The 25,980-nt window shown below is 70.8% G+C and carries 20 protein-coding genes, 2 tRNA genes and 1 pseudogene; 3 read left to right on the forward strand and 20 right to left on the reverse strand.

Going from position 1 to position 25,980, the window contains the following annotated elements:
* The 3 genes and pseudogenes from QC282_RS30680 to QC282_RS30690 form a co-directional block, all read right to left on the reverse strand.
* Positions 1-617 (reverse strand): annotated as a pseudogene (locus QC282_RS30680) (ribonuclease E/G); the annotation flags it as partial.
* A gap of 245 nt (positions 618-862) precedes the next feature.
* The gene (locus tag QC282_RS30685; RefSeq protein ID WP_279552862.1) at positions 863-1,654 is read right to left on the reverse strand and encodes a TIGR03936 family radical SAM-associated protein; all 792 of its coding nucleotides are present in this window, start codon (positions 1,652-1,654) and stop codon (positions 863-865) included.
* 48 nt (positions 1,655-1,702) lie between these two features.
* The gene (locus tag QC282_RS30690) at positions 1,703-2,731 is read right to left on the reverse strand and encodes a hypothetical protein (RefSeq protein WP_279552863.1); all 1,029 of its coding nucleotides are present in this window, start codon (positions 2,729-2,731) and stop codon (positions 1,703-1,705) included.
* A gap of 344 nt (positions 2,732-3,075) precedes the next feature.
* Here QC282_RS30690 and QC282_RS30695 point away from each other — a divergent pair, with 344 nt between their 5' ends.
* On the forward strand, positions 3,076-3,888 hold the full coding sequence (locus tag QC282_RS30695) for a hypothetical protein (RefSeq protein WP_279552864.1): 813 nt from the start codon (positions 3,076-3,078) through the stop codon (positions 3,886-3,888).
* 133 nt (positions 3,889-4,021) lie between these two features.
* Here QC282_RS30695 and QC282_RS30700 read toward each other — a convergent pair whose 3' ends face one another.
* From QC282_RS30700 to QC282_RS30750, 11 genes are all read right to left on the reverse strand, one after another.
* Positions 4,022-5,989 carry a TIGR03960 family B12-binding radical SAM protein gene (locus QC282_RS30700; RefSeq protein ID WP_279552865.1) on the reverse strand — a complete coding sequence of 656 codons (1,968 nt, stop codon included), beginning with the start codon at positions 5,987-5,989 and terminating at the stop codon, positions 4,022-4,024.
* Positions 5,990-6,117: 128 nt separating this feature from the next.
* Positions 6,118-7,620 (reverse strand): CYTH and CHAD domain-containing protein, encoded by a 1,503-nt coding sequence (locus tag QC282_RS30705; RefSeq protein WP_279552866.1) that lies wholly within the window; start codon positions 7,618-7,620, stop codon positions 6,118-6,120.
* A 119-nt stretch (positions 7,621-7,739) separates the two neighbouring features.
* On the reverse strand, positions 7,740-8,939 hold the full coding sequence (gene rodA / locus QC282_RS30710; protein WP_279552867.1) for a rod shape-determining protein RodA: 1,200 nt from the start codon (positions 8,937-8,939) through the stop codon (positions 7,740-7,742).
* Positions 8,936-11,206: a penicillin-binding protein 2 gene (mrdA, locus tag QC282_RS30715; RefSeq protein ID WP_279552868.1), complete on the reverse strand. Its 2,271-nt coding sequence runs from the start codon at positions 11,204-11,206 to the stop codon at positions 8,936-8,938. The genes rodA and mrdA overlap by 4 nt, the downstream gene beginning before the upstream one ends.
* 52 nt (positions 11,207-11,258) lie before the next feature.
* The gene (gene mreD, locus QC282_RS30720; protein ID WP_279552869.1) at positions 11,259-11,945 is read right to left on the reverse strand and encodes a rod shape-determining protein MreD; all 687 of its coding nucleotides are present in this window, start codon (positions 11,943-11,945) and stop codon (positions 11,259-11,261) included.
* Between the two features lie 10 nt (positions 11,946-11,955).
* Complete coding sequence (gene mreC, locus QC282_RS30725) at positions 11,956-12,903, reverse strand: rod shape-determining protein MreC (protein WP_279552870.1); 948 nt, start codon at positions 12,901-12,903, stop codon at positions 11,956-11,958.
* Positions 12,904-13,047: 144 nt separating this feature from the next.
* Entirely contained in the window at positions 13,048-14,067 is a 1,020-nt protein-coding gene (locus QC282_RS30730) for a rod shape-determining protein (protein WP_279552880.1), read from the reverse strand.
* A 311-nt stretch (positions 14,068-14,378) separates the two neighbouring features.
* Positions 14,379-14,792, reverse strand: coding sequence for a nucleoside-diphosphate kinase (ndk, locus tag QC282_RS30735; RefSeq protein ID WP_279552871.1), 414 nt, complete (start codon positions 14,790-14,792; stop codon positions 14,379-14,381).
* 66 nt (positions 14,793-14,858) lie between these two features.
* The gene (locus tag QC282_RS30740) at positions 14,859-15,224 is read right to left on the reverse strand and encodes a DUF4233 domain-containing protein (protein ID WP_279552872.1); all 366 of its coding nucleotides are present in this window, start codon (positions 15,222-15,224) and stop codon (positions 14,859-14,861) included.
* A 7-nt stretch (positions 15,225-15,231) separates the two neighbouring features.
* Positions 15,232-16,752, reverse strand: a complete 1,521-nt coding sequence (locus QC282_RS30745; RefSeq protein WP_279552873.1) for a bifunctional folylpolyglutamate synthase/dihydrofolate synthase — start codon at positions 16,750-16,752, stop codon at positions 15,232-15,234.
* A gap of 159 nt (positions 16,753-16,911) precedes the next feature.
* Complete coding sequence (locus tag QC282_RS30750) at positions 16,912-19,536, reverse strand: valine--tRNA ligase (protein WP_279552874.1); 2,625 nt, start codon at positions 19,534-19,536, stop codon at positions 16,912-16,914.
* A 137-nt stretch (positions 19,537-19,673) separates the two neighbouring features.
* On the opposite strand from QC282_RS30750, the gene QC282_RS30755 reads away from it, so the two are divergent.
* Entirely contained in the window at positions 19,674-20,633 is a 960-nt protein-coding gene (locus QC282_RS30755; protein ID WP_279552875.1) for a hypothetical protein, read from the forward strand.
* A 66-nt stretch (positions 20,634-20,699) separates the two neighbouring features.
* Here the strand turns inward: QC282_RS30755 and clpX are convergent, their stop codons facing one another.
* From clpX to QC282_RS30780, 5 genes are all read right to left on the reverse strand, one after another.
* Positions 20,700-21,986 (reverse strand): ATP-dependent Clp protease ATP-binding subunit ClpX, encoded by a 1,287-nt coding sequence (gene clpX / locus QC282_RS30760; protein WP_279552876.1) that lies wholly within the window; start codon positions 21,984-21,986, stop codon positions 20,700-20,702.
* A 179-nt stretch (positions 21,987-22,165) separates the two neighbouring features.
* On the reverse strand, positions 22,166-22,846 hold the full coding sequence (locus QC282_RS30765) for an ATP-dependent Clp protease proteolytic subunit (RefSeq protein WP_279552877.1): 681 nt from the start codon (positions 22,844-22,846) through the stop codon (positions 22,166-22,168).
* A 173-nt stretch (positions 22,847-23,019) separates the two neighbouring features.
* A complete protein-coding gene (locus QC282_RS30770) occupies positions 23,020-23,625 on the reverse strand; it encodes an ATP-dependent Clp protease proteolytic subunit (RefSeq protein WP_279552881.1) in 606 nt (201 codons plus the stop codon).
* Positions 23,626-23,883: 258 nt separating this feature from the next.
* Positions 23,884-25,272: a trigger factor gene (gene tig, locus QC282_RS30775; RefSeq protein WP_279552878.1), complete on the reverse strand. Its 1,389-nt coding sequence runs from the start codon at positions 25,270-25,272 to the stop codon at positions 23,884-23,886.
* Between the two features lie 178 nt (positions 25,273-25,450).
* A tRNA-Pro gene (locus tag QC282_RS30780) sits at positions 25,451-25,527 on the reverse strand.
* 222 nt (positions 25,528-25,749) lie between these two features.
* Here QC282_RS30780 and QC282_RS30785 point away from each other — a divergent pair.
* Positions 25,750-25,820, forward strand: a tRNA-Gly gene (locus QC282_RS30785).
* Here the strand turns inward: QC282_RS30785 and QC282_RS30790 are convergent.
* Positions 25,788-25,980: hypothetical protein (locus QC282_RS30790; protein WP_279552879.1), on the reverse strand; the 193-nt coding region annotated here is incomplete at its 5' end. The genes QC282_RS30785 and QC282_RS30790 overlap by 33 nt on opposite strands.

The raw sequence follows: 25,980 nt of genomic DNA on the forward strand, positions 1-25,980 counted from the left end.
CCAGCGGACACCGGCGCCTCCGAGCTCTCGGGCGCCCCGGCGGGCGCGGACACCCGGCGCGAGGCACGGCGCCGGGTACGACGCGGAGCCGCCTCCTCGGCGGTCTCCTCGCTCTTCTCGGCGCTGTCAGTGGTCTTGTCGGCGCTCGTGTCGGCGCTCTGCGCGGCCTGCGTGGCGGGCGCGCTCTCCTCGACGGCGGGCGCGGCGCACGCCGCCGGTACGACGGTCTCGGCCGCCCCGGCCGCGTCCGGGGACCCGGCAGGCGCGGAGGCGCGGCGCACCGCGCGGCGACGCGTACGACCGCCGGGCGCGGCCTCGGCGGCTTCGGCTGCCGGGGTCGATGCGGCGGCGGCGCCGGGAGTCTCCGCGGCGGTCTCCGCGACCGCCGCCGTCTCTTCCTCGACGGCCGGGTTCTCCCCGTCCGGCGCGGCATCGGCGCTCGCGGCGAGGTCGGCGACCGGTATGGCCGGCGTGACGGTCTCCACCGGGGTGCCGGTGGCGGCGGCGGGCGGGCCCGCCGGGCGGGACGCGGCACGGCGCCGACGACGCGGCGGCAGGGTGTCGCTGGGGGTGTTGTTGGGTTCGGAACCCTCAGTGGGTTCGGTCGGCTCGAGCATGCGGGCGTTTCTCCCGTCAGGCTCCCGGGCGCCGCGCCTGGTCCGGCGGTGCCGGTGACGTCCGCGGCTCGCGCGATGCGCGTGTGCCGCCGTCCGGGGCGCGGGCGCCGCTCGGGAGCTCTCTGTGTCCTGTCTCGCCGGTTCCGTACGCCGAATGCGTACGGCCTGGCGAAAGTCTTCTGGTCGGTGCGCTGCCCGACCCAGGTGGCTCCCGAGTTCGAGGGCGGCGCTTTCGACGTCCGTCCCTACGCGGAACCTTCCGGCGTCGGCGCCGTCGCGGTGGCAGTGGCGGCGGCCTCGTGGGGCTCGGTCGCAGCTGCCTCGCGGTCGGGCGCGAGCGGGTCGGTCACCGTGCCGGTCTCTTCATCGAACAGCCCCTGCGCCAGCCTGGTCACCGCTGCGGGGACCGGCGGCGCCAGGTCGGCCACGGCGCGGAGACCGGACAGGACGTCGTCGGGTCGTACGGCAGGCGTCACGTGCCGAACAACCAGCCGCAGTATCGCACAGGGCCGGTCACTCGTCCTATCAGCCAGTGAACTGTGCGTTTCCACGCTCTCCAGGCTCGCGACCGCGGACCTGGCGTCGAAGGTGCGCACGCCGTTCTTGGTCAGGCGCTGCACCTCGACGGTCTCGGCGCCGTTGAACGCCTCGACCGCGCGGCCGGCGTCGGCCGGGTCCACGCCGTCCAGCCGCAGCTCCCAGACGGAGGCCGTCAGCCGGTCGGCGAGTCCGGAACTCCGGGCCTCGACCGCCTCGATGACGTCGAGCCCGGCGGGCAACGACTCGTCGAGGAGTACGCGCAGCTTCTCCGGATCACGCGGCTCGGTGAGCGCGATCTCCAGGTACTCCGCCTCACTGCCCGTGCCGGTGGGTGCGGCATTGGCGTACGACACCTTCGGATGCGGCGTGAACCCCGCCGAGTACGCCATCGGCACCTCGGCGCGGCGCAGCGCACGCTCGAAGGCGCGCTGGAAGTCACGGTGGCTGGTGAACCGGAGGCGGCCGCGCTTGGTGTAGCGCAGTCGGATGCGCTGCACCGCGGGTGCGGGCGGCGGGCCTTCGGGCTGTCGCTTGCCCAGTGTCGTTCAGTCCTTCGTGAGAGCGGTCGTACTGCTACCAAGAGTACGTGTCCCGTGCCCGTGGGGTTCCCGCCGGTCCGTCGGCCGAACCTGCCGGGGCGTCCCGAAAAGCGCGCGGCGCAGGTCGGCGCGGGCCTGCCGCGCGGAGTCGCGGGCCGCGGCGAAAGCCTGCCGGGCGGCCCGTCCCACCCGGCGCGCCGCCGCTGCCGCTGGCCGCAGGACCGCGTCCCGCACGGCGTGACCGAGCGGAGTGAGGACCGTGCGGTACACCCGACGCACCGGCTCGACGAGGGCCCACCGGAAGAGGACGGCGAAGAACCGCCCGACGGCGAGCGAGATCCGCCCCGCGATCCGCCAGGCATGCCCGAGCGCGCCCCGGATCTCCCGCCCGACCAGGGCGAGGAGGCGTCCGACGGGGGTGAGGACCCAGCGCCACAGGGCGAGCGCGGGCAGCACGAACAGCACCCGGGTGACCCAGTACAGGCAGCACCCGGCACCGGTGACGACGCGCCCCAGCAGCCACATCAGTCCACCGGCACACCACGCGACCGCACGGCCGACGGGCGCGAGCACCCACGTGTACAGCCACCCGGCGGGCACGACGACGAGGTACCGCACGAGCCGGGCCAGGGCGCCGTACAACCCGGCCCCGATCACGGCGAGCACGGCCCCGGCACCCCGCAGCAGCCACCCGACCCCGCGCCCCAGCGGCGCCAGGAGGCGACGGTGGAGCCACACCGCCGGCACGACGAGCAGCACCCTGGCGAGCCAGGCGAGCGCCTGCCCGAGCGGCACGACCGCATACCGCCACAGCGCGACGAACGGCCACACGAACAGCGCCCGCCCCAGCCACAGCAGCGCCCGCCCCACGGGCCGGAACACCGCGCCGTTCAGGAACCGCCCGCCGACGACCAGCCCGTCCCACGCCATCCGCACCGGCACGACCAGCACGAGCACCACGATCCGCACGGGCACGCGGATCGCCACGACGAGACACCCCTCACCCCCGGGCGGCCCCGGCTTCCCCTGATCCATACCGGCCTAGACGCATCCACGCCCCCTCCGGATCCCGCACGCGGGAAATCCTCCGGCAGGCCGTGCGCCTCATATGCTGAACGCCAGTCGAAAAAATGAATTCCGGAGTGAGAGAATAAAAGACGGAACCTCTTTTCAAAAGAAATTTCCCATGCGACTGTTCACCCGATCGCCGCGCATCCAAGTGAAAGAGTCGACGTTAGTGGGGATATGACGAAGGCAAGCCCACCTGGGCCGACTGGCGCCACCCTCAGCAAAAACAGCGTTCCTGCCCATTTACAAGCCGCCGAACCGCTCCGCCCGGATTCCTGTCCCACAGTTCATCAGTTGGAGTCCGAACCGGCATGAACGACGAACGCTTCGACCATCTCTGGTACAGCGCCGACCTGTCGGATTCCTACGCCGAGACCGGCACCGGCAGACACCGGGCCACCGGCGTGTACACGGAACCGATGGACCCGACGCTGCCGCCCTGGGACCCCGCCGAGGAGCTGGCCTACCTGCTCCAGGAGGCCCACAACGAGGAGTACGGCGCCGCCGTGCCGCGCCCTCGCGAGGAGGCGCCGGTCACCGCTCCCCCGGTGGGCAGCCCCATGCGGAACCTGCAGGACATCACGGCGGAGCTGCCGCCGGTGCGCGCGGCCCGGCGGGGCCATCGGAAACTCACCGTGAGAAAACGCCCGGACGCCGTGCGAGTCGCCAGCTACGTCATCGCGGCCCTGGCCGCCGTCACCGTATCCATGGTCAGCGTCTTCAGCGGCGTGGTCACCTACGAGCCGCTGCTCCTCGTCACCACGGCCCAGAACACCGGCAGTTCGGCCGCCTGGTGGCCGGTGCTGGTGTACGGGCCCTGGCTGGCCGGGTCCCTGTCCGTCCTGCGGGCCGCGCTGCACCAGCGCCGCGCCGTCCACTCCTGGTTCGTCGTCCTGCTGTTCTCCTCCGTCGCGGTGCTGCTCTGCGTCGCCCAGGCACCCCGGACCATCGCCGGCACGGCCGCCGCCGCGCTGCCGGGCGTCGCCGCCCTGACGTGCTTCCAGCAACTCGTCCGCCAGATCACCCTCACCCGGCCGCCCCGGCGCGCCGTGCCGCGCCACCGGCAGCGTTCCGCGGAGCACCCCGCGACGCCCGCGAAGCCGGGCGGCAAGGAGCCGCGCTGACCGCCCGGCGTACGCGGCGCGCACCGGCTCCACGAGGCGACGAAGGCCCCTCCCGAAGGAGGGGCCTCGTCTCGTTGTGCGGTCGTTTCAGCGCGAGTTCACCGCGAGCGGCCTGCAGCGCGCGCGTGGCCGTTCAGTGCGTGTGGCCGGTGGCCGCGGGCTTCTTCACCGTCAGCGGCAGCAGCTTCTTGCCCGTGGGGCCGATCTGGATGTGGGTGTCCATCTGAGGACACACCCCGCAGTCGAAGCACGGCGTCCAGCGGCAGTCCTCGACCTCCGTCTCGTCGAGGGCGTCCTGCCAGTCCTCCCAGAGCCAGTCCTTGTCCAGGCCCGAGTCGAGGTGGTCCCAGGGCAGGACCTCCTCGTAGGTGCGCTCGCGGGTGGTGTACCAGTCGACGTCCACGCCGTAGGGGGCCAGGGCCTTCGCCGCGCACCTCATCCAGCGGTCGTAGGAGAAGTGCTCGCGCCAGCCGTCGAAGCGGCCGCCGTCGTCGTAGACCGCGCGGATGACCGCGCCGATGCGGCGGTCGCCGCGGGACAGCAGGCCCTCGACGATGCCGGGCTTGCCGTCGTGGTAGCGGAAGCCGATGGAACGGCCGTACTTCTTGTCGCCGCGGATCTTGTCGCGGAGCTTGGTGAGACGGGCGTCCGTCTCCTCGGCGCTCAGCTGCGGCGCCCACTGGAACGGGGTGTGGGGCTTGGGGACGAAGCCGCCGATCGACACCGTGCAGCGGATGTCGTTCGAGCCGGAGACCTCGCGGCCCTTCTGGATGACGCGGGTCGCCATGTCGGCGATCTGGAGGACGTCGTCGTCGGTCTCCGTGGGCAGGCCGCACATGAAGTACAGCTTCACCTGGCGCCAGCCGTTGCCGTAGGCGGTGGCGACCGTGCGGATGAGGTCGTCCTCCGAGACCATCTTGTTGATGACCTTGCGGATGCGTTCCGAGCCGCCCTCCGGGGCGAAGGTGAGACCGGAGCGGCGGCCGTTGCGGGTCAGCTCGTTGGCCAGGTCGATGTTGAAGGCGTCGACGCGGGTGGACGGCAGCGAGAGGCCGATCTTGTCCTCCTGGTACCGGTCCGCGAGGCCCTTGGCGATGTCGCCGATCTCGCTGTGGTCCGCCGAGGACAGGGACAGCAGGCCGACCTCCTCGAAGCCCGTCGCCTTCAGGCCCTTCTCGACCATGTCGCCGATGCCCGTGATGGAACGCTCACGGACCGGGCGGGTGATCATGCCGGCCTGGCAGAAGCGGCAGCCGCGGGTGCAGCCGCGGAAGATCTCGACCGACATGCGCTCGTGGACGGTCTCGGCGAGCGGGACCAGGGGCTGCTTGGGGTAGGGCCACTCGTCGAGGTCCATGACCGTGTGCTTGGAGACGCGCCACGGCACGCCGGAGCGGTTCGGGACGACGCGGGCGATGCGGCCGTCCGGGAGGTACTCGACGTCGTAGAAGCCCGGCACGTACACCCCGCCGGTCTTCGCCAGGCGGAGGAGGAGCTCCTCGCGGCCGCCGGGGCGGCCCTCGGCCTTCCAGGCGCGGACGATCGCCGTGATCTCCAGCACCGCCTGCTCGCCGTCGCCGATCACGGCGCAGTCGAGGAAGTCGGCGATGGGCTCGGGGTTGAACGCCGCGTGTCCGCCGGCCACCACGATCGGGTCGTCGATGCCGCGGTCCCCGGCCTCCAGCGGGATGCCCGCGAGGTCCAGGGCGGCCAGCATGTTGGTGTAGCCGAGCTCCGTGGAGAAGGAGAGGCCGAACACGTCGAAGGCCTTCACCGGGCGGTGGCTGTCGACCGTGAACTGCGGAACCGCGTGCTCGCGCATCAGCTCCTCCAGGTCCGGCCAGACGCTGTAGGTGCGCTCGGCGAGGACGCCCTCCTGCTCGTTCAGCACCTCGTAGAGGATCATGACGCCCTGGTTGGGCAGGCCGACCTCGTACGCGTCGGGGTACATCAGTGCCCAGCGGACGTCGCAGGAGTCCCAGTCCTTGACCGTGGAGTTGAGCTCTCCGCCGACGTACTGGATCGGCTTCTGCACATGCGGGAGCAGAGCTTCGAGCTGCGGAAACACTGACTTCACAGACTCGGCGGCTTCGGCAGGCATCTCACGGAACCTTCGTGTGGTGACTGGGGTCCCCCGGCCGGAGGCTGGGGACGGGTGACCATCCAGACTAACCCGGCCCGAGAGGTCCCCCGTACGTGCGGGCCGGTCCCCCTTCCCGGCCCGCGGCGTCACACCGCCATGTCCCGGGAGATCGTCTTCCACACCTCGGGCAGCGCCGCCTCCGCCAGCTCCGCCCGGCGCTGCTCACGGCCGTGCAGGACGCCGTACGTGAACGCGTTCTCGCCCGCCTCGTGGGCCTGGCGCGCGAGGTCGCGCAGGGCGGCGCGGGCCATCACGCTGTCCTGGTGGTCGCCGAGCAGCCCCTGCAGCGACTTCATGGACCGCACCAGGTCGGCGGCGGGCTCACCGAGGAGTGCTCTGGCCGCCTCCGCCGCGTAGCGGGTCCGCTTGGCCCGCTTGCGGGCGTCGTGCAGCGCGCGGTCGCGGTCGTCGCCGGGTGGCAGGTCCATGGCCCGCTCCACGCGTGCGGCGAGCGCGCCGAAGTCCTTGCGGACGGCCTTGGCGATCACCTTCGCGGGCTTCCCGCCGGCCGCCTTGAGCAGCGGGGGCGCGGCGATCAGGGCGTCGAGCGCGTCGAGCAGGTCCAGGTGGCGCCCGCTGTCCAGTACGGCGACGAGCCGGCGCCGGGAGCCGCTGCGCCGGGCGTGCGCCCAGGTGCGCAGGCGGGTGCGGACGGGGCCGGTGACGAGGTCCCGGGGCAGTTCGTCCAGGGCGGCGGTCAGGCGGCCGGTGAGGACTTCCCGGTCGCGGTCGGCGCCGAGTTCGCCGGCGAGCCACTTGAGTTCCGCGCCGATCGGGTCGGTGACGTCGCGGTCGAGGATCTTGCCGTAGGAGCGGAAGGCGCTGCGCAGCCGGCGGGTGGCGACGCGCATGCGGTGCACGGCGTCGGGCAGGTCGCGCCGGACGGCGGGGTCGAGCTCGACCAGGGCGTCGCGCTGGGCGCGTACGTACGCCAGGACGTGGTCGCCCGCGGTGACGGGCGGCCCGGCCGGGCTCCCGGGGCGGGCCGGGCCCGGTGCGGTCTCCGCCAGGGCGCGGGCCAGCTTGGAGGCGGACGCCGACGGCCGGACGCCGGCCTTGCGGAGGCGCTTGTCCACCTTGTCGAGGAACGCGGGATCACCGCCGTCGGCGAGCTCGACCTCGATCTCGGTCCACCGGACGGCGCCGCCGTCGCCGGTGAGCCGCTCGGCGTGTACGGCGTCGACGCTGACCTCGGCGAGCAGTCGGCCGTCGGCGTCGAGGAGATGGCGTACGTCGCGGTCGGAGCGCAGCCGGACCAGGGGCCGCAGGTCGGTGCCGCGGACGCGGGAGCGGACGAGCCCCGCGAGGGCGCGGGGCACGGTGTCGGACAGCGGGGCGCGCATCTCGTCGCGGATGCCGGGTGCGACGGGGAACTTCAGGTGCCAGCCGGCGTCGGAACCGCCGGTGCGGCGGCGCAGGGTGATGGCGGAGGCGGCGAGGCGCTGGTCGGCGGTGTCGTAGTAGGTGGCGTCGAGGTGGGCGACGCCCTTGTCGACGACGGCCGCGACGCCGGCGACCGCGGTGAGGTCGGGCAGACCGCTGCCGTCGGACTCGTACTTGCGCTCGATCTCGCGCTTGGTGTCCGCCATGAACCGAATCTAGTCGCGCGGGCGGCGCTGCGGCAGTGGGGCCGCCCGAAGCCGGTCCTGCACCGCCCGCGCCGCCCGTTTCACCCGTCCCGCCGCGCCGCCGCGCCGCCCGTTTTCGCTCAGGCCGACATCGGCCGTTGCACTCTGATCGACTGCAACAGCCCCACCGCCATCCACACCGCGAACATCGAGGAACCGCCGTACGACACGAACGGCAGCGGCAGGCCGGTGACCGGCATGATGCCGAGCGTCATGCCGATGTTCTCGAAGGTCTGGAAGGCGAACCAGGCGACGATCCCGGCGGCGACGATCGTGCCGTACAGGTCGCTCGTCTCGCGGGCGATGCGGCAGGCGCGCCACAGGACGATGCCGAGCAGGAGGATTATGAATCCGCCGCCCAGGAAGCCCAGTTCCTCCCCCGCCACCGTGAAGACGAAGTCCGTCTGCTGCTCGGGGACGAACTGGCCGGTGGTCTGGGAGCCCTTGAAGAGGCCGGAGCCGGTGAGTCCGCCGGAGCCGATGGCGATGCGGGCCTGGTTGGTGTTGTAGCCGACGCCCGCCGGGTCGAGGTCGGGGTTGGCGAACGCGGCGAACCGGTTGATCTGGTAGTCGTCGAGGATGCCGAGCTGCCAGACGGCCAGCGCGCCGGCGGTGCCGGCGCCGATCAGCCCGAACACCCAGCGGTTGGACGCGCCGGACGCCAGCAGCACGCCGAGCACGATGATGACCATCACCATGACCGAGCCGAGGTCCGGCATGAGCATCACGATGAGCATCGGCACGGCGGCCAGGGCCAGCGCCTGCAGCACGGTGCGGTGGTCGGGATGCTGCCGGTCGCCCGCGTCGACGCGGGCCGCGAGCAGCATCGCCATGCCGAGGATGATGGTGAGCTTCACGAACTCCGACGGCTGGAGCGAGAAGCCACCGCCGAGGACGATCCAGGAGTGCGCGCCGTTGACGGTCGAGCCGAGCGGCGTGAGCACCAGCAGGATCAGGAACACGGAGGCGCCGTACAGGATCGGCACGGCCGTGCGCAGCGTGCGGTGGCCGAGCCAGATGATGCCGACCATCATGGCGAGTCCGATGCCGGAGTTCATGACGTGCCGGACCAGGAAGTAGTACGGGTCGCCCTGGTTGATGTCGGTGCGGTTGCGGGTCGCGGAGAAGACCAGGACCGAGCCGATCACGGAGAGCGTGACGGCCGCGAGGAGCAGCGGCCAGTCGAGCCGCCGCGCCGCCGAGTCACGGGCGAACAGGCGTGTCCAGCCCGCGCGCTCGGGGCCGTAGCCGGAGACCTGGAAGCTGTTGGCGCCGGTCATGTGCGGGCCCTCCGGCTTCCCTTGGCCCGGCCGCGCCTGCGCGGGCGGCGGCGGGTGTTCTGGTTGTCGCCGGTCTGCGGCGGGGCGGTTCCGGCGGGCTGCTGCTGTCCGTCGGGGGTGGTGGTGCCGCCCTCCCCGGCCTTCTCCTCCTTGGGGCGTGCCGCGGGGTCGGCGGGGATCTTCGGGGAGGCGATGGTGCCGTCCGTCCTGACCTTCGGCAGGCCCTTCTGCGGGGTGGGCAGCAGGGCCTTCTTCGGGTCGATGTCGCCGTCCTCGGAGACGCCGTACAGCGCGTTGTAGATGTTGCGGACGGCGGGGCCCGAGGCGCCGGAGCCGGTACCGCCCTGGGAGATCGTCATGACGACCGTGTAGTCCTTGGTGTACGTGGCGAACCAGGAGGTCGTCTGCTTGCCGTAGACCTCGGCGGTACCCGTCTTGGCGTGCATCGGGATCTTGTCCTGCGGCCAGCCGCCGAACCGCCAGGCGGCCGTACCGCGGGTGGCGACTCCCGCGAGGGCGTCGTGTATCCGGTCGCGGGTCTGCTTCGTCATCGGCAGCCTGGCGCCCGGGCGGGGCTCGATCTCGGTCACGGTGCGGCCGTCGGCGCTGACGACGGCCTTGCCGACGGTGGGGTGGTAGAGGGTGCCGCCGTTGGAGATGGCGCCGTAGATGGTGGCCATCTGGATGGGGGTGACGAGGGTGTCGCCCTGGCCGATGGAGTAGTTGACGGAGTCACCGGCGCGCAGGCGGTTGCCTTCGAGGCAGTTCTCGTAGGCGATCTTCTCGGCGTAGCTGCCGTTCTTCTTGCCGGTCCGGCACCAGGCGTCCTTGTTGGCCTTCCAGTAGTCCAGCTTCCACTGGCGGTCGGGGACGCGGCCGGTGACCTCGTTGGGCAGGTCGATGCCGGTCTCCTTGCCAAGGCCGAACTGGTGGGCGGTCTTGTAGAACCAGTCGCCGCGGTTCTTCTTCGGCTTGGTGCCGCCGTCGCGCTTCCACTCCTCGTGGGAGAGGCGGTAGAAGACGGTGTCGCAGGAGACCTCCAGGGCGCGGCCGAGGCTGATGGCGCCGTAGCCCTTGGACTCGAAGTTCTTGAAGACCTGCCCGCCGATGGAGTAGCTGCTGGAGCACTCGTACGGGCCGTTGAAGGAGTAGCCGGCGTTGACCGCGGCGGCCGTCGGGATCACCTTGAAGATGGAGCCCGGCGCCGACTGGCCCTGGATCGCGCGGTTCAGCAGCGGGTAGTTGGAGTCCTTGCCGGTGAGCCGCGTGTAGTCCTTGGCGGAGATGCCGCCGACCCAGGCGTTCGGGTCGTACGTCGGGTTGGACGCCATGGCGACGACGCGGCCGGTCTTGGCCTCCATCACGACGACGGCGCCGGAGTCGGCCTCGTAGTTGCGGTTGGTGTTGCGGTCGTGCTCCTTGCGGGCGGCCTTCATCGCCTCGTTCAGCTCGTACTCGGCGACGCGCTGCACGCGCGCGTCGAGGCTGGTGACGAGGGTGTCGCCGGCCTGGGCCGGGTCGGACTCGGCCTTGCCGATGACGCGGCCGAGGTTGTCGACCTCGTAGCGGGTGACGCCGGCCTTGCCGCGCAGCTGCTTGTCGTACTGCCGTTCCAGGCCGGACCGGCCGACCTGGTCGGAGCGCAGGTAGGGCGAGTCGGTGTTCTGGGCCTGCTGGATCTCCTCGTCGGTGACGGGCGAGAGGTAGCCGAGGACCTGGGCGGTGTTGGCCTTGCCGGGGCTCGGGTAGCGGCGCACGGCCTGGGGTTCGGCGGAGATGCCGGGGAAGTCCTCGGCGCGTTCGCGGATCTGCAGGGCCTGCTTGGGGGTGGCCTCGTCGGTGATGGGGATCGGCTGGTAGGGCGAGCCGTTCCAGCAGGGCTGGGGCGTCTTCGCGTCGCACAGCCGGACCTTCTCCTTGACCTCCTTGGGGGTCATGCCGAGGACGCCGGCCAGCTTGGTGAGGACGGCGTCGCCGTCGTCCTTCATCTTCAGCAGGTCGGTGCGGGAGGCGGACACGACGAGCCGGGTCTCGTTGTCGGCGAGGGGCACGCCCCGGGCGTCCAGGATGGAGCCGCGCACGGCGGGCTGGACGACCTGCTGGACGTGGTTGCCGGAGGCTTCCTTGGCGTATTCGGCGCCCTCGCGGATCTGGAGGTACCACAGCCGGCCGCCGAGGGTGCCGAGCAGGGAGAGGACGAGGATCTGGATGACGACGAGCCGGATCTGGACGCGTGGAGTCCGGCCGGTTTCGGGGATGTTGCTCACCTGGGCTGCCTCCCCCTCTCGGTGCGAGTACGAGTCGTGGACGACGCTGCGGTCACAGCCGCTTGACCCCCTTGATGCGTCCGGCGCGGGCCACCCGGGCGCGGGCCGCCTTCACCTTCAGGGCGCCGCCGAGGCCGCCGCCGCGCTGGCTGCCGATGCGCAGTCCGGTGCCGGAGGAGAGCCAGCCGGAGGAGATGTCGGTGGCCTTGGCGGCGGAACCGGTGTCGGCGAGCGGGTCGTTCTCGGCGCGGCGGGCGAGCGCCATGATGCCGGGGACGACGAACGGGGCGAGCAGCAGGTCGTAGAGGACGGCCGTGAACAGCAGGCCGCCCAGGCCGACGTGGCGGGCGGCGGTGTCGCCGACGAGGGCGCCGACCCCGGCGTACAGCAGGGTGGAGCCGATGGCGGCGGCGACCACGACGACCATGGGGGCGGTCGCGGACCGCAGGCGGCCGTTGTCCGGCTTGACGAGGCCCGCGAGGTAGCCGATGACGCACAGCACGAGGGCGTAGCGCCCGGCGGCGTGGTCGGCGGGCGGGGCGAGGTCGGCGAGCAGTCCGGCGCCGAAGCCGACGAGTGCGCCGCCGACGTGTCCGTAGACCAGGGCGAGGCCGAGGACGGTGAGCAGCATCAGGTCGGGGACGGCGCCGGGCAGGTGGAGGCGGGCGAGGACGCTCACCTGGATCACCAGGGCGACGACGACGAGTGACGAGGACAGCAGGATCCGGTTGACGCGCATGGGACAGCTCCTACTGCTCTTGCGGGACTTCGCCGTCGGCGGGGGCCTGGGCGGACGGGGTGACCGTCACCGTCACGGTGGGCGTCGGGGTCGGCTTGGGCTTGGCCGGGAGCACGGTGTCGCGCGGGTCCTTCTCGGGGGCCTGGACGACGACGCCGACGATGTCGAGCTTGGTGAAGGCGGCGAACGGCGTGACGTAGAGCGTGCGGGTGAGGTCGCCGCCGGAGGGGTCGACGCGGGAGACGACGCCGACGGGCACGCCGGGCACGAAGGGCCGGTCGGCCTGGGAGCCGAAGGTGACGAGGCGGTCGCCCTTCTTCACCTCGGCCTTGCCGTTGAGGAGTTCGACGCGCAGCGGGCGGTCGCCCTGCCCGGAGGCGAAGCCGAGTTCGTCGCCGTTCTCCATGCGGGTGCCGACGGTGAAGTCGGGGTCGGTGGCGAGGAGGACGGTGGCGGTGTCGGGGCCGACGGTGGTCACGCGGCCGACCAGGCCGTCGCCGTTGAGGACGGTCATGTCCCGCTTGACCCCGTCGTTGGCGCCGACGTCGATGGTGATGGTCCAGGAGAAGCCCTGGGCCGCTCCTATCGCGATGACCTGGGCGCCCTTGATGCCGTACTGGCCCTTGCCGGCCGTCTTCAGGAGGCTTTCGAGCTGCTTGAGGCGGCTGCGGTTGCGGTCGTCGCTGCCGAGCGTCGCCTTGAGGGCCGCGTTCTCCTTCTCCAGCTGGGCGATCCGGTCGTGCCGCTCGCCGGAGTCCCGGACCGCGGAGACCGCGTTGCCGACCGGGTCGACCGCGGCCGACACCCCGTTCTCGATCGGACCGAAGACGGTGGCCGCGGCCTGCCGGGCACCGTCGACCGGTGAATCCTCCCCGCCGCGGATGTCCACCGTGATCAGTGCGAACGCGATGGCGATCAGCAGCACCAGGAGCAGCCGGCTCTCTCGTGTGTCCCTCACGTGCGGCGGCCGTGCCTTCCTCGTCGGAATGTGCGGAGTATGCAAATGTGCTGGGGCAGACTCCTTTTGGGGAGCCTATGTCTCTATATCAACGATCCGCCGCACGAGAGAAGAACGTCCCGTACGGCGGAATCGAAGAGTTGGTCATCTGCGGGGCTGGGAGTCCAGCACCTGCTGCAGCGCCTCGAACTCCTCGACGCACTTGCCGGACCCGAGGGCCACGCTGTCGAGCGGGTCCTCGGCGATGTGGATCGGCATGCCGGTCTCCCGGCGCAGCCGCTCGTCCAGGCCGCGCAGCAGGGCGCCGCCGCCGGTCAGAACGATTCCGCGGTCCATGATGTCGCCGGACAGCTCCGGCGGGCACTTGTCCAGGGTCGTCTTGACGGCGTCGACGATGGCGTTGACCGGTTCCTCCATCGCCTTGCGGACCTCGGCGGCGGAGACGACGACGGTCTTCGGCAGCCCGGAGACCAGATCCCGGCCGCGGATTTCGGTGTGCTCGTCGGAGTCGAGTTCGTACGCCGAACCGATCGTGATCTTGATCTGTTCGGCCGTCCGCTCGCCCAGCAGAAGGGAGTACTCCTTCTTGATGTGCTGGATGATCGCGTTGTCCAGTTCGTCGCCCGCGACGCGGATGGACTGGGCGGTGACGATGCCGCCGAGGGAGATGACCGCGACCTCCGTCGTGCCGCCGCCGATGTCCACCACCATGTTGCCCGTGGCCTCGTGGACCGGCAGGCCGGAGCCGATGGCCGCGGCCATGGGCTCCTCGATGATGTGCACCTGGCGGGCGCCGGCCTGGGACGACGCCTCGATGACGGCGCGGCGCTCGACGCCCGTGATGCCGGACGGCACACAGACGACGACCCGCGGACGAGCCAGATACCGCCGCTTGTGGATCTTCAGGATGAAGTAGCGGAGCATCCGCTCGGTGATCTCGAAGTCGGCGATCACGCCGTCCTTCAGCGGACGTACGGCAACGATGTTGCCGGGCGTGCGCCCGATCATCTTCTTCGCTTCGGCGCCGACCGCGAGGATGCCACCGGTGTTGGTGTTGATCGCGACGACGGACGGCTCGTTGAGTACGATCCCGCGACCCCTGACGTACACCAGCGTGTTGGCGGTCCCGAGGTCGACAGCCATGTCACGGCCGATGAACGACATTGAGTTCCCCATCAGGATTCGTCTGGCCTTCCCACAAGCTTTTGAGGGCTTTTCAGGTCGGCGAAGTGGGTGCTGTGACGTGAAGGCTTCCATGGTAGACGCGCCTGCACGAACACTGCGCGAGGGTCTTCGCCATTGTCAGCAGATGACCTGCCGCCCCGCTTGTGGAGACGGGCCATCGGGGGCACTCGTTCCCCCGATCGGCGCGCATATGCCGGGAGGCGGCCCGCTTTTCACGGCCGCCCCAGGTCAGACACGCCGTCCTGCTGACAAGGCGTCAGTTGTTGGGGTGTCGCGTGGTGCCGGGTGTGTCAGGCGCGGCCCGGGAAGAAGATCTTCACCTCGCGCTCGGCGGACTCCTCGGAGTCGGAGGCGTGGATCAGGTTCTCCCGGACGATGACGCCGTAGTCACCGCGGATGGAGCCGGGCGCCGCCGCGATCGGGTCGGTGGGACCGGCCAGGGCGCGGACGCCCTCGACGACCCGCTCGCCCTCGACGATCATCGCGACGACCGGACCGGACGACATGAACTCCACCAGCGGCTCGTAGAACGGCTTGCCCTTGTGCTCGCCGTAGTGCTGCTCCAGCGTGTCCTGGTCCAGGGTGCGCAGTTCCAGCGCCGTGATACGCCAGCCGGCCTTGCGCTCGATACGGCTGATGATCTCGCCGGTCAGGCCGCGACGGACGGCGTCGGGCTTGAGGAGGACGAGGGTGCGCTGGCTCACGGGCGGGCTCCTTCGGATCAAAGGTTGTGCGGGGTGATGAGGTTACCGGGCGTGTCCGGGCCTCTGTTACACAGCGTCAGCCTGTGCGGAGCCGTTCTCCGCGTCCTGCGCCGCGAACCGGGCCTTCGCCTCGTCGACCTTCCGCCCGAAGTGCACCGACGCCCACCACAGCCCGGCGAACACCACGCCCAGGAAGTACATCAGCGGAACCGCGACGCCGGCCGCGATCAGCGCGATCTGCAGGGCCCAGCCGAGGGCGACGCCGCCCGGCCGGGTCACCAGACCGCACAGCACCAGGCTGAAGAACATCGCGATGCCGCAGACCGTCCACACCGTCGACGTGGCCAGGTCGGGGTCCTTCATGGCGACCAGACCGGCGAAGCCGATGACGAAGAACTCGCTGATCAGCGTCGTGGAACACAGCGTACGCACGGGATTGTCAGCCCTTCCCCAGGAGCAGCCGGGCCTCGCCGACTGTGATGACGGAGCCGGTCACGAGAACGCCGCCGCCGGCGAACTCGCCCTCTTCCTCGGCCAGCGTGATCGCGGCCTCCAGCGCGTCCGGCAGCCGCGGCTCGACCTGCACGCGGTCCTCGCCGAACACCTCCACGGCCACGGCGGCCAGTTCGTCGGCGTCCATCGCGCGGTGACTGGAGTTCTGCGTGACGACGACCTCGGCGAACACCGGCTCGAAGGCCTCCAGCAGCCCTCGTACGTTCTTGTCGTCGCTCGCGCCGACGACCCCGACCAGATGACTGAACTGGAAGGCCTCGCCGATCGCCTCGGCCGCGGCCCGCGCCCCCGCCGGATTGTGCGCGGCGTCCAGCACCACGGTCGGCGAGCGCCGGACGACCTCCAGTCGGCCCGGCGAGGCCACGGCCGCGAACGCCTTGCGCACGGTGTCGATGGCGATCGGCTCGGCACGCTGGGCGCCGACCCCGAAGAACGCCTCCACGGCGGCGAGGGCGACGGCCGCGTTGTGCGCCTGGTGCGCGCCGTGCAGCGGGAGGTACACCTCCGGGTACTCGCCGCCCAGACCGCGCAGGGTGAGCAACTGCCCGCCGACGGCGACCTGCCGGGCGACCACGCCGAACTCCAGCCCCTCACGGGCCACCGTGGCGTCGACCTCCACGGCCTTCTTCAGCAGCACCTGCGCCGCGTCGACCGGCTGCTGCGCCAGGACCACCGTGGCGCCCTGCTTGACGATGCCGGCCTTCTCGGTGGCGATCGCCCCGGGCGTCTCACCGAGCCGGTCGGTGTGGTCGAGGTCGATGGGCGTGACGACGGCGACGTCCGCGTCGATCACGTTCGTGGCGTCCCAGGAGCCGCCCATGCCGACTTCCACCACGGCCACGTCCACGGGCGCGTCGGCGAAGGCGGCGTACGCCATGCCGGTCAGCACCTCGAAGAACGACAGCCGGTACTCCTGCCGGCCGTCGACCATCTCGACGTACGGCTTGATGTCCTGGTACGTCTCGATGAACCGCTCGGCGGAGATCGGCGCCCCGTCCAGGCTGATCCGCTCGGTGATCGACTGCACGTGCGGCGAGGTGTACCGCCCGGTGCGCAGCTCGAAGGCACCGAGCAGCGCCTCGATCATGCGGGCCGTGGAGGTCTTGCCGTTGGTCCCGGTGATGTGGATGGAGGGGTACGACCGCTGCGGCTCCCCCAGGACGTCCATCAGCGCGGCGATGCGGGCGACGGACGGCTCCAGCTTGGTCTCGCCCCAGCGGGTCGCCAGCTCCGCCTCGACCTCGCGCAGCGCCTTGTCGACCTCGGGATCGGCCGGCCGCGCCGGGATGTCGCCCTCGGGCTGACCGCCCTGGGTGCGCAGCGTGCGGCTGCCGGCCTCGATCACGGCGAGATCGGGGTCGCGCTCGGTCGCGGCGGCGATGATCTCGTCGAAGGCCCCGGCGGAATCGGGCTGCTCACTGTCGTCGTGCGGGGGGAGCTCACTCACGGGGCCAGTCTACGGCGGGCGGGACACGCGCCGGCCGCGGGCATGCGACCGCCCGGAACGCGCCGCCGCGGGACACGGCGCCGTCTCGTCGCGCGGCGTCGCGGGACGCCGGAGGGCCCCGGAAGCCGTACGGTTCCGGGGCCCTCCTCGTCGCCTGGGTCACGCGCCCGGCAGGCGCTCCAGCTGGGACTGGATGCGGGTGATGTCCTCCTCCGCCTTGGCGAGGCGGACGCGGATCTTCTCGACCACCTGGTCCGGTGCCTTCGCGAGGAACGCCTCGTTGCCGAGCTTCGCCGTCGCCTGCGCCTTCTCCTTCTCGGCCGCGGCGAGATCCTTCGCCAGCCGCTTGCGCTCCGCCGCCACGTCGATCGCGCCGGACAGGTCCAGCGCCACCTCCGCCCCGGCCACCGGCAGCGTCGCCGTCGCCGCGAAGCCCTCGCCCTCCGGCTGGAGGCGCAGCAGCTGCCGGATGGCGGGCTCGTGCGGCGCGAGCGGCGTGCCGTCCAGCGTCAGTCGCGCCGGGACTCGCTGACCGGCCTGCAGGCCCTGGTCGGCACGGAAGCGCCGGACCTCGGTGATGACCTGCTGGAGCGTCGCGATCTCCCGCTCGGCGGCCGCGTCCCGGAAGCCCGAGTCCTTCGGCCAGTCGGCGACGACCGCGGACTCGCCGCCCGTGAGCGTCGTCCACAGCTCGTCGGTGACGAACGGGACGATGGGGTGCAGCAGCCGCAGTGTGACGTCGAGGACCTCACCGAGGACCCGCTGGGAGACCCCGGCCGCCTCGCCGCCCGCCTGGAAGGTGGTCTTGGACAGCTCGACGTACCAGTCGAAGACCTCGTCCCAGGCGAAGTGGTACAGCGCGTCGGACAGCTTCGCGAACTGGAAGTCCTCGTAGAACGCGTCGACGGCGGCGACCGTCTCGTTCAGCCGGGACAGGATCCAGCGGTCCGTGGCCGACATCGCGGAGGCGTCCGGCAGCGGGCCCTCGACCGTCGCGCCGTTCATCAGGGCGAAGCGGGTCGCGTTCCAGATCTTGTTGGCGAAGTTGCGGGAGGCCTGGACCCAGTCCTCGCCGATCGGCACGTCGGTGCCCGGGTTGGCGCCCTTGGCCAGGGTGAAGCGGACGGCGTCGGAGCCGTACTTGTCCATCCAGTCCAGCGGGTCGACGACGTTGCCGAAGGACTTCGACATCTTCTTGCCGCGCTCGTCGCGGACCAGGCCGGTCAGGGCGATGGTCCTGAACGGCACCTCGCCGTCCATGGCGTACAGGCCGAACATCATCATCCGGGCGACCCAGAAGAAGATGATGTCGTGGCCCGTGACCAGGACGTCGGTCGGGTAGAACTTCCGCAGGTCCTCGGTCTGTTCGGGCCAGCCGAGCGTGGAGAACGGCCACAGGCCGGAGGAGAACCAGGTGTCGAGGACGTCGGTGTCCTGGTGCCAGCCCTCGCCGGCCGGCGGCTCCTCGTCCGGGCCGACGCAGACGATCTCGCCCTCGGGGCCGTACCAGATCGGGATGCGGTGGCCCCACCACAGCTGGCGCGAGATGCACCAGTCGTTCATGTTGTCGACCCAGTCGAAGTACCGCTTCGACATGTCCTCGGGGTGGATCTTCACCCGGCCGTCGCGCACGGCGTCGCCGGCCGCCTTGGCGAGCGGGCCGACCTTGACCCACCACTGCATGGACAGCCGCGGCTCGACGGTCGTGCGGCAGCGGGAGCAGTGGCCGACGCTGTGGACGTACGGCCGCTTCTCGGCGACGATCCGGCCCTGCGAGCGCAGGGCGCCGACGATCGCGGCGCGCGCCTCGAACCGGTCGAGCCCCTGGAACGGGCCGTGCACGGTGATGACGGCGCGCTCGTCCATGACCGTGATCGACTCCAGGCCGTGGCGCTGGCCGATGGCGAAGTCGTTCGGGTCGTGGGCCGGGGTGACCTTGACGGCGCCCGTGCCGAACTCGGGGTCGACGTGGCTGTCGGCGACGACCGGGATGGCCCGGTCGGTCAGCGGCAGCTTGATCTTCTTGCCGACGAGGTGCCGGTACCGCTCGTCGTCCGGGTGGACGGCGACCGCGGTGTCACCGAGCATGGTCTCGGCGCGGGTGGTGGCGACGACGAGCGTCTCGTCGCCCTCGCCGTACGTGATGGAGACGAGCTCGCCGTCGTCCTCCTGGTACTCGACCTCGATGTCGGAGATCGCGGTCAGGCAGCGGGGACACCAGTTGATGATCCGCTCGGCGCGGTAGATCAGCTCGTCCTCGTAGAGCTTCTTGAAGATGGTGAGGACGGCCTTGGACAGCCCCTCGTCCATCGTGAAGCGCTCACGGGACCAGTCGACGCCGTCGCCGAGGCGCCGCATCTGGCCGAGGATCTTCCCGCCGTACTCCTCCTTCCACTGCCACACGCGCTCGACGAACTCCTCGCGGCCCAGGTCGTGGCGGGACTTGCCCTCCTCGCCGAGCTGCTGCTCGACCTTGTTCTGGGTGGCGATGCCGGCGTGGTCCATGCCGGGCAGCCACAGGGCCTCGAAGCCCTGCATGCGCTTGCGGCGGGTCAGGGCGTCCATCAGCGTGTGCTGGAAGGCGTGGCCCAGGTGGAGCGAACCGGTGACGTTCGGCGGGGGGATGACGATGGTGTACGGCGGCTTGTCGCTCTTGGCGTCGGCGGCGAAGTAACCCTTGTCCACCCAGCGCTCGTACAGCTTCCCCTCTACCTCGGCCGGCGTGTACTGGGTCGGCAGTTCGGTCGTGGGTGCTGTCTGCGGCTGCTGAGTGTTCTCGGTCACGGGGGTCAGTTTAGAGGTGTCACGACCCAGTCCCGAAACGCGATTCGTTTGTAACGGTGCGGCCCCCGGTGACCTGCGCACGCCGGGTGTAGGCCAGGATGTTCGAACCGCACAAGCATCTGGAGGGGAACCCAGAAATGAGTTACAACCAGCCGGGCCCGTACGGCGGGCAGCCCCAGCAGCCCGGACCGTACGGCCAACAGGGCCCCTACGGCCAGCAGCCGCAGCAGCCCCAGCCCGGCTATGGCTACCCCCAGCAGCCGCAGCAGCCCCAGCCGGGCTACGGCTACCCGCAGCAGGGCGTCCCGCCCCAGCAGCCGCCCTACGGACAGCAGCCCCCGTACGGCCAGCAGCCGCCGCACGGCCAGGCGCCGTACGGCATGATGCCGCAGCCCCCGGCCGCGAGCGGTGGCGGCGGCAAGAAGGCGGGCCTGATCATCGGCGCGGTGGCGGTCGTGGCGGCGATCGGCGTGGGCGTGTACTTCGTGATCGGCGGGGGCGGCGGCGCGGGCGGCCTGGAGGACGACGGCGCCCACAAGCTGTCGACGCCGGCGACGGTCCTCGCCGACTACAAGCGCGTCTCGAAGGACGGTGCGAGCGCCGGCGACGACTCGACCGCGGAACTGGAGAAGTCCGGCGTCAAGAACGGCAAGTCGGTGCTCGGCCTCTACTCGACGGCGGACCTGAGCGGTTACAACCCGAGCGACCCGAGCACCGCGCCCGACCCGGCCGAGATGGCGACCGCGAAGGGCATCACGATCGCCGGCGCCTACGGTGAGATCGCCGACCCGGAAGCGGCGCTGGACCGGTTCTTCGCCGAGTTCAAGAAGTCGGCCGGGGACGGCTCCGACGCCAACAAGGCCAAGGTCCTGGGCGAGCCCGAAGAGGCCGAGATCGACGGCGCCGTCATGAAGTGCCAGGCCGCCGAGGGCCAGGACCAGCGGACCAAGCAGATGAAGACGGACTGGTTCTGCGCGTGGGCCGACTACAGCACCATCGCGATGGTCTCGCCGGGTGACGCCACGAAGGGTGTCACCAAGGACGTGGCCATCGACATCACCACCAAGCTCCGCCCGGTGGTCCGCGTCAAGGCCTGACGCCGCACCGCACACGGCGAAGGGGCCCCGGTCGACCGGGGCCCCTTCGCCGTGTGCCGTCGGCGGCTACGCCGTCTTCTGCTCCCCCGGCCCCCTGCCGCGGGCGTCCCGCGGGATGAGGGTCGGGTTGACGTTGGAGTGGACCACGTCCGCCGTGACGACGACGCGGGCGACGTCCTTGCGGGACGGGACCTCGTACATCACCGACATCAGGACCTCCTCCATGATGGCGCGCAGGCCGCGCGCGCCGGTCTGGCGGAGGATGGCCTGGTCGGCGATGGCCTCCAGCGCCTCGCGCTCGAAGTCCAGCTCCACACCGTCGAGTTCGAAGAGGCGCTGGTACTGCTTCACCAGCGCGTTGCGCGGCTCCACCAGGATCTGGAGGAGGGCCTCGCGGTCCAGGTTGTGGACGGAGGTGATCACGGGGAGGCGGCCGATGAACTCGGGGATCATGCCGAACTTGACCAGGTCCTCCGGCATGACCTCCTCGAACTGGTCCTTGGACTCCAGCTCCCGCTTGGAGCGGATCGTCGCGCCGAAGCCGATGCCCTTCGCGCCGGCCCGCGCCTCGATGATCTTCTCCAGGCCCGCGAAGGCGCCGCCCACGATGAACAGCACGTTCGTCGTGTCGATCTGGATGAACTCCTGGTGCGGGTGCTTGCGACCGCCCTGCGGCGGGACCGAGGCCGTGGTGCCCTCAAGGATCTTCAGCAGGGCCTGCTGGACGCCCTCGCCGCTCACGTCCCGGGTGATCGACGGGTTCTCGCTCTTGCGGGCGACCTTGTCGATCTCGTCGATGTAGATGATCCCGGTCTCGGCCTTCTTGACGTCGTAGTCCGCCGCCTGGATCAGCTTCAGCAGGATGTTCTCGACGTCCTCGCCGACGTAGCCCGCCTCCGTCAGCGCCGTCGCGTCCGCGATCGCGAACGGGACGTTCAGCATGCGGGCGAGGGTCTGCGCGAGGAGGGTCTTGCCGGAGCCCGTGGGGCCCAGCAGCAGGATGTTGGACTTCGCCAACTCGATGGCGTCGTCGCGGCCTTGGGCCCCGCCGTTCTCACCGGCCTGGACCCGCTTGTAGTGGTTGTACACCGCGACCGACAGGGACTTCTTGGCGGCCTCCTGGCCCACCACGTACCCGTCGAGGAACTCGTAGATCTCGCGGGGCTTGGGGAGTTCCTCCCAGCGCACCTCGCTGGTCTCGGCGAGCTCCTCCTCGATGATCTCGTTGCAGAGGTCGATGCACTCGTCGCAGATGTACACACCGGGCCCTGCGATGAGCTTCTTGACCTGCTTCTGGCTCTTGCCGCAGAACGAGCACTTGAGCAGATCGCCGCCGTCACCGATGCGTGCCACGGTGTGCTTCCCCTTCGCCTGGGAGCCGACTGGACGTTCACGGTCCAGCAACTCCTGGTGCTGCCTTATGTCCGACGGTACCTTGCCTTGCCCCCCGTTCGGGCCCCCCTTGGCACGGTTCACTTCCACGTGGACCGTGCCGAACCATGCCAAGGGGCAGCGACAATACCTCTTCCGCGTCAGCGGACCTCGGCGTTGTTCATCTTCCGCGTGGAGATGATCTGGTCGATCAGCCCGTACTGCAGCGCGTCCTCGGCCGTGAGGATCTTGTCGCGCTCGATGTCCTCGCGGATCTTCTCGATCGGCGTGGTGGAGTGCTTGGCCAGCATCTCCTCCAGCTGCGAGCGCATCCGCAGGATCTCGTTGGCGGCGATCTCCAGGTCGGAGACCTGACCGCGACCGGTCTCGCTGTAGGGCTGGTGGATCAGCACGCGCGCGTTCGGCAGGGCCATGCGCTTGCCCGGCGTACCGGCGGCCAGCAGGATGGCGGCGGCCGAGGCGGCCTGGCCCATGCAGACCGTCTGGACGTCCGGCTTCACGAACTGCATCGTGTCGTAGATCGCCGTCAGCGCCGTGAAGGAGCCGCCGGGGCTGTTGATGTAGACCGAGATGTCCCGGTCGGGGTCCATCGACTCCAGGCACAGCAGCTGCGCCATGACGTCGTTGGCGGAGGCGTCGTCGATCTGGACGCCGAGGAAGATCACGCGCTCCTCGAAGAGCTTCGCGTACGGGTCGTACTCGCGCACGCCCTGGGAGGTGCGCTCGACGAAGCGCGGGATGACGTAGCGGGACTCGGCCGAGGGGCCGGTGTACTCGGCGCGGGTGCGGTCGTAGATGCCGCTGCCGGGGAAGTCGTTCACGGTTTCTCCTGAAAAAGGGCTGTGGCGGTCGGCTGGGGCTGGCTGGGGCGCCGGGAGAGCCCGCCGGGCGGGCCGTGAGCGCCGCCTGCGGGCCTGGCGGGCCTCGTGGGGTCCCCGGGGCCTCGTGGGGCGGTGCGTCGCCCCACGGGGCCGGTGGGCCCCGCGGGGTCGGCTCAGGCCCCGGTGCCGCCGCCGCCCGGCATACCGGCGGCCGTGGGGATCACGTCGTCGATGAGGCCGTACTCCTTGGCCTCGAAGGCGTCGAACCAGCGGTCGCGGTCCGAGTCGCGGGTGATCTGCTCGATGGTCTGGCCCGTGTGCTGGGCCGTGAGCTCGGCCATGCGCTTCTTGGTGTGCAGCAGCCGCTCGGCGTGGATCTTGATGTCCGAGGCCGAACCGGCGAGGCCGGCGGAGGGCTGGTGGATCAGGATCTCGGCGTTCGGCAGGGCGAAGCGCTTGCCCGGGGTGCCCGCGCTGAGCAGGAACTGGCCCATCGAGGCGGCGAGGCCCATGGCGATGGTCACCACGTCGTTCTTGATGAACTGCATGGTGTCGTAGATCGCCATACCGGCCGTGATCGAGCCGCCGGGGCTGTTGATGTAGAGGTAGATGTCCTTGTCCGGGTCGGCGGCAAGGAGCAGCAGCTGTGCGGTGATCTTGTTCGCGATGTCGTCGTCCACCGGCTGGCCGAGGAAGATGATCCGCTCGTTGAGCAGCCGGTTGTAGACCTGGTCGCCGAGGCCACCACCGATGGAAGGCTCGCCGGCGGCGGAGGGCATCAGATTCGTCACGTATCCACCTGCTCGTCTTACGACGGCGCCGGGCCGTCTCACGTTTCCCTGCGGGGCTGGAGCCGTCCGGCGACTCCACTGCCCTTGACATTCATGCCTGGTATTCATGGACCCTAACGCGCTGGTCCCTCCGGGGAGTCCCGGACCGGGGGGTGTTCGCCGGGGGCGTAGCGCGTACGCCACGGGCCCCGAGAGGCTCACGCGTCTCGGGGCCCGGCTGTACGGCGTCGGGGGTGTGCCGAAGGCTCAGGCCTCGGGCTTCTCCTCGGCGGCGGCCTCGGTGGGCTCGGCGGCGGCCTCGGTGGGCTCGGCCTCCGTCTCGTCCTCGTCGTCCAGGTCGATGATCTCGCCGTTGGTGTCCTTCACCGTGGCGGCCTCGACCACGACGGCCAGGGCCTTGCCGCGGGCGACCTCGCCGACCAGGAGCGGAACCTGGCCGCCCTCGACGACCGCCTGGGCGAACTGGTCGGGGGACATGCCGGAGGAGGCGGCACGGCGCATGAGGTGCTCGGTGAGCTCCTCCTGGTTGACGTTGAGGTTCTCCCGCTTGACGAGCTCGTCGAGCACGAACTGGGTCTTGATGCCCTTGATCGCGGCCTCGCGGGTCTCGGTCTCGAACTCCTCCTCGGTCTTGCCCTGGATCTCCAGGTACTTCGCGAGGTCGAGGCCCATCTGGCCGAGCTGGTGGTGCTCCAGGTTGTGCTTGCGGGTGTTGACCTCGTCCTCGAGGAGCTTCTCGGGGACGGGCACCTCGACGAGCTCCAGCAGCTTGTCCAGGACGCGCTCCTGGGCCTGCGTGGCCTGGTCGTACTGCTTCATGTTCTCCAGGCGCTTGCGGCTGTCGGCCTTCAGCTCCTCGAGGGTGTCGAACTCGGAGGCGAGCTGCGCGAACTCGTCGTCCAGCTCCGGCAGCTCGCGCGCGGCGACCTGGGTGACCTTGACGGTGACCTCGGCCTCCTTGCCGGCCGCCGAGCCGCCCTTGAGCTCGGAGGTGAAGGTGGCCTCGCCACCGGCCTCCAGGCCCTTCACGGCGTCGTCGATGCCGTCCAGCAGCTCGCCGGAGCCGATGGTGTAGGAGACGCCGCTGGCGACGCCGTCCTCCAGGACCTCGCCGTCGACCTTGGCCTCAAGGTCGATCGTGACGACGTCGCCGTCCTGGGCGGCGCGCTCGACCGGGGAGGTGGAGGCGAAGCGCTCACGGAGCTGCTCGACCGACTTCTCGACGTCCTCGTCGGTGACCTCGACGGCGTCGACCTCGACCTCGATGCCGGAGTAGTCCGGGATCTCGATGCTCGGGCGGATGTCGACCTCGGCGGTGAAGTTCAGCGTCTCGCCGTCCTTCAGCTCCGTGATGTCGACCTCGGGCTGGCCCAGCGGGCTCAGCTCGGCCTCGTTGACCGCCTCGGTGTAGAACTTCGGGAGGGCGTCGTTGACGGCCTCCTCCAGCACCGCACCGCGGCCGAACCGCTGGTCGATGACCCGGGCCGGGACCTTGCCCTTGCGGAAGCCCTTCACCGTGACCTGCTGGTTGATCTTCTTGTACGCCGCGTCGAGGCTGTCCTTGAGCTCCTCGAAGGGCACCTCGACAGTGAGCCGAACCCGAGTCGGGTTCAGGGTCTCCACGGCGCTCTTCACGGTTCGGTCTCCTTGTGGCTGACTTCTTGGTTTCTGCCTGAGCCAGAGCGGCCCGGCCGATTTCGCCGCCCGGAGGACTTCAGACGATGAGACACACGGGCGTGCAGCTTGCATAGTAACGGCAGCGGGTACACGGCCCAAAAGGCGATCACCCGTGGTGACCGTGACTGATCCTGGCTGGTCGGGGTGGCGGGATTTGAACCCACGGCCTTCCGCTCCCAAAGCGGACGCGCTACCAAGCTGCGCCACACCCCGTCTGGTGCGACACGTAGGGTACATGCCGCCGGGCGGCCCGTCGGCCGCATTTCCGGAGCGTCGTGGCGGCTCCGGCGCGCGGCAGCGGGCGGAGGCGCGCCCGCGGTGGCGCCCCCGGGCGCGCGGGCGAACCGCGCGAGCGGAACGGGGTGTGCGACGGAGGGGGGCGACCCGCTACGATGCCTTCTGTGCCGCGGTCCCCGGACCGGCGGCGCGCCATGTGCGGGCGTAGCTCAATGGTAGAGCCCTAGTCTTCCAAACTAGCTACGCGGGTTCGATTCCCGTCGCCCGCTCTGTACGGCCGTCGGGGCCGGGTGGGCGAGGCGGGCGGCGGCGTGGCCGCGCACGAGGTCGAGCAGCAGGGGCAGCCGTTCGCCGGGGGTGGTGGCGCGCAGCCGCTCGCGCAGCGCGTGCCGGGCGTCGCCGTCGGCCGTGCGGTGGCCCCGCACCGCG

This window comes from Streptomyces sp. DH24 (genome assembly GCF_029813775.1).
Taxonomy (GTDB): domain Bacteria; phylum Actinomycetota; class Actinomycetes; order Streptomycetales; family Streptomycetaceae; genus Streptomyces.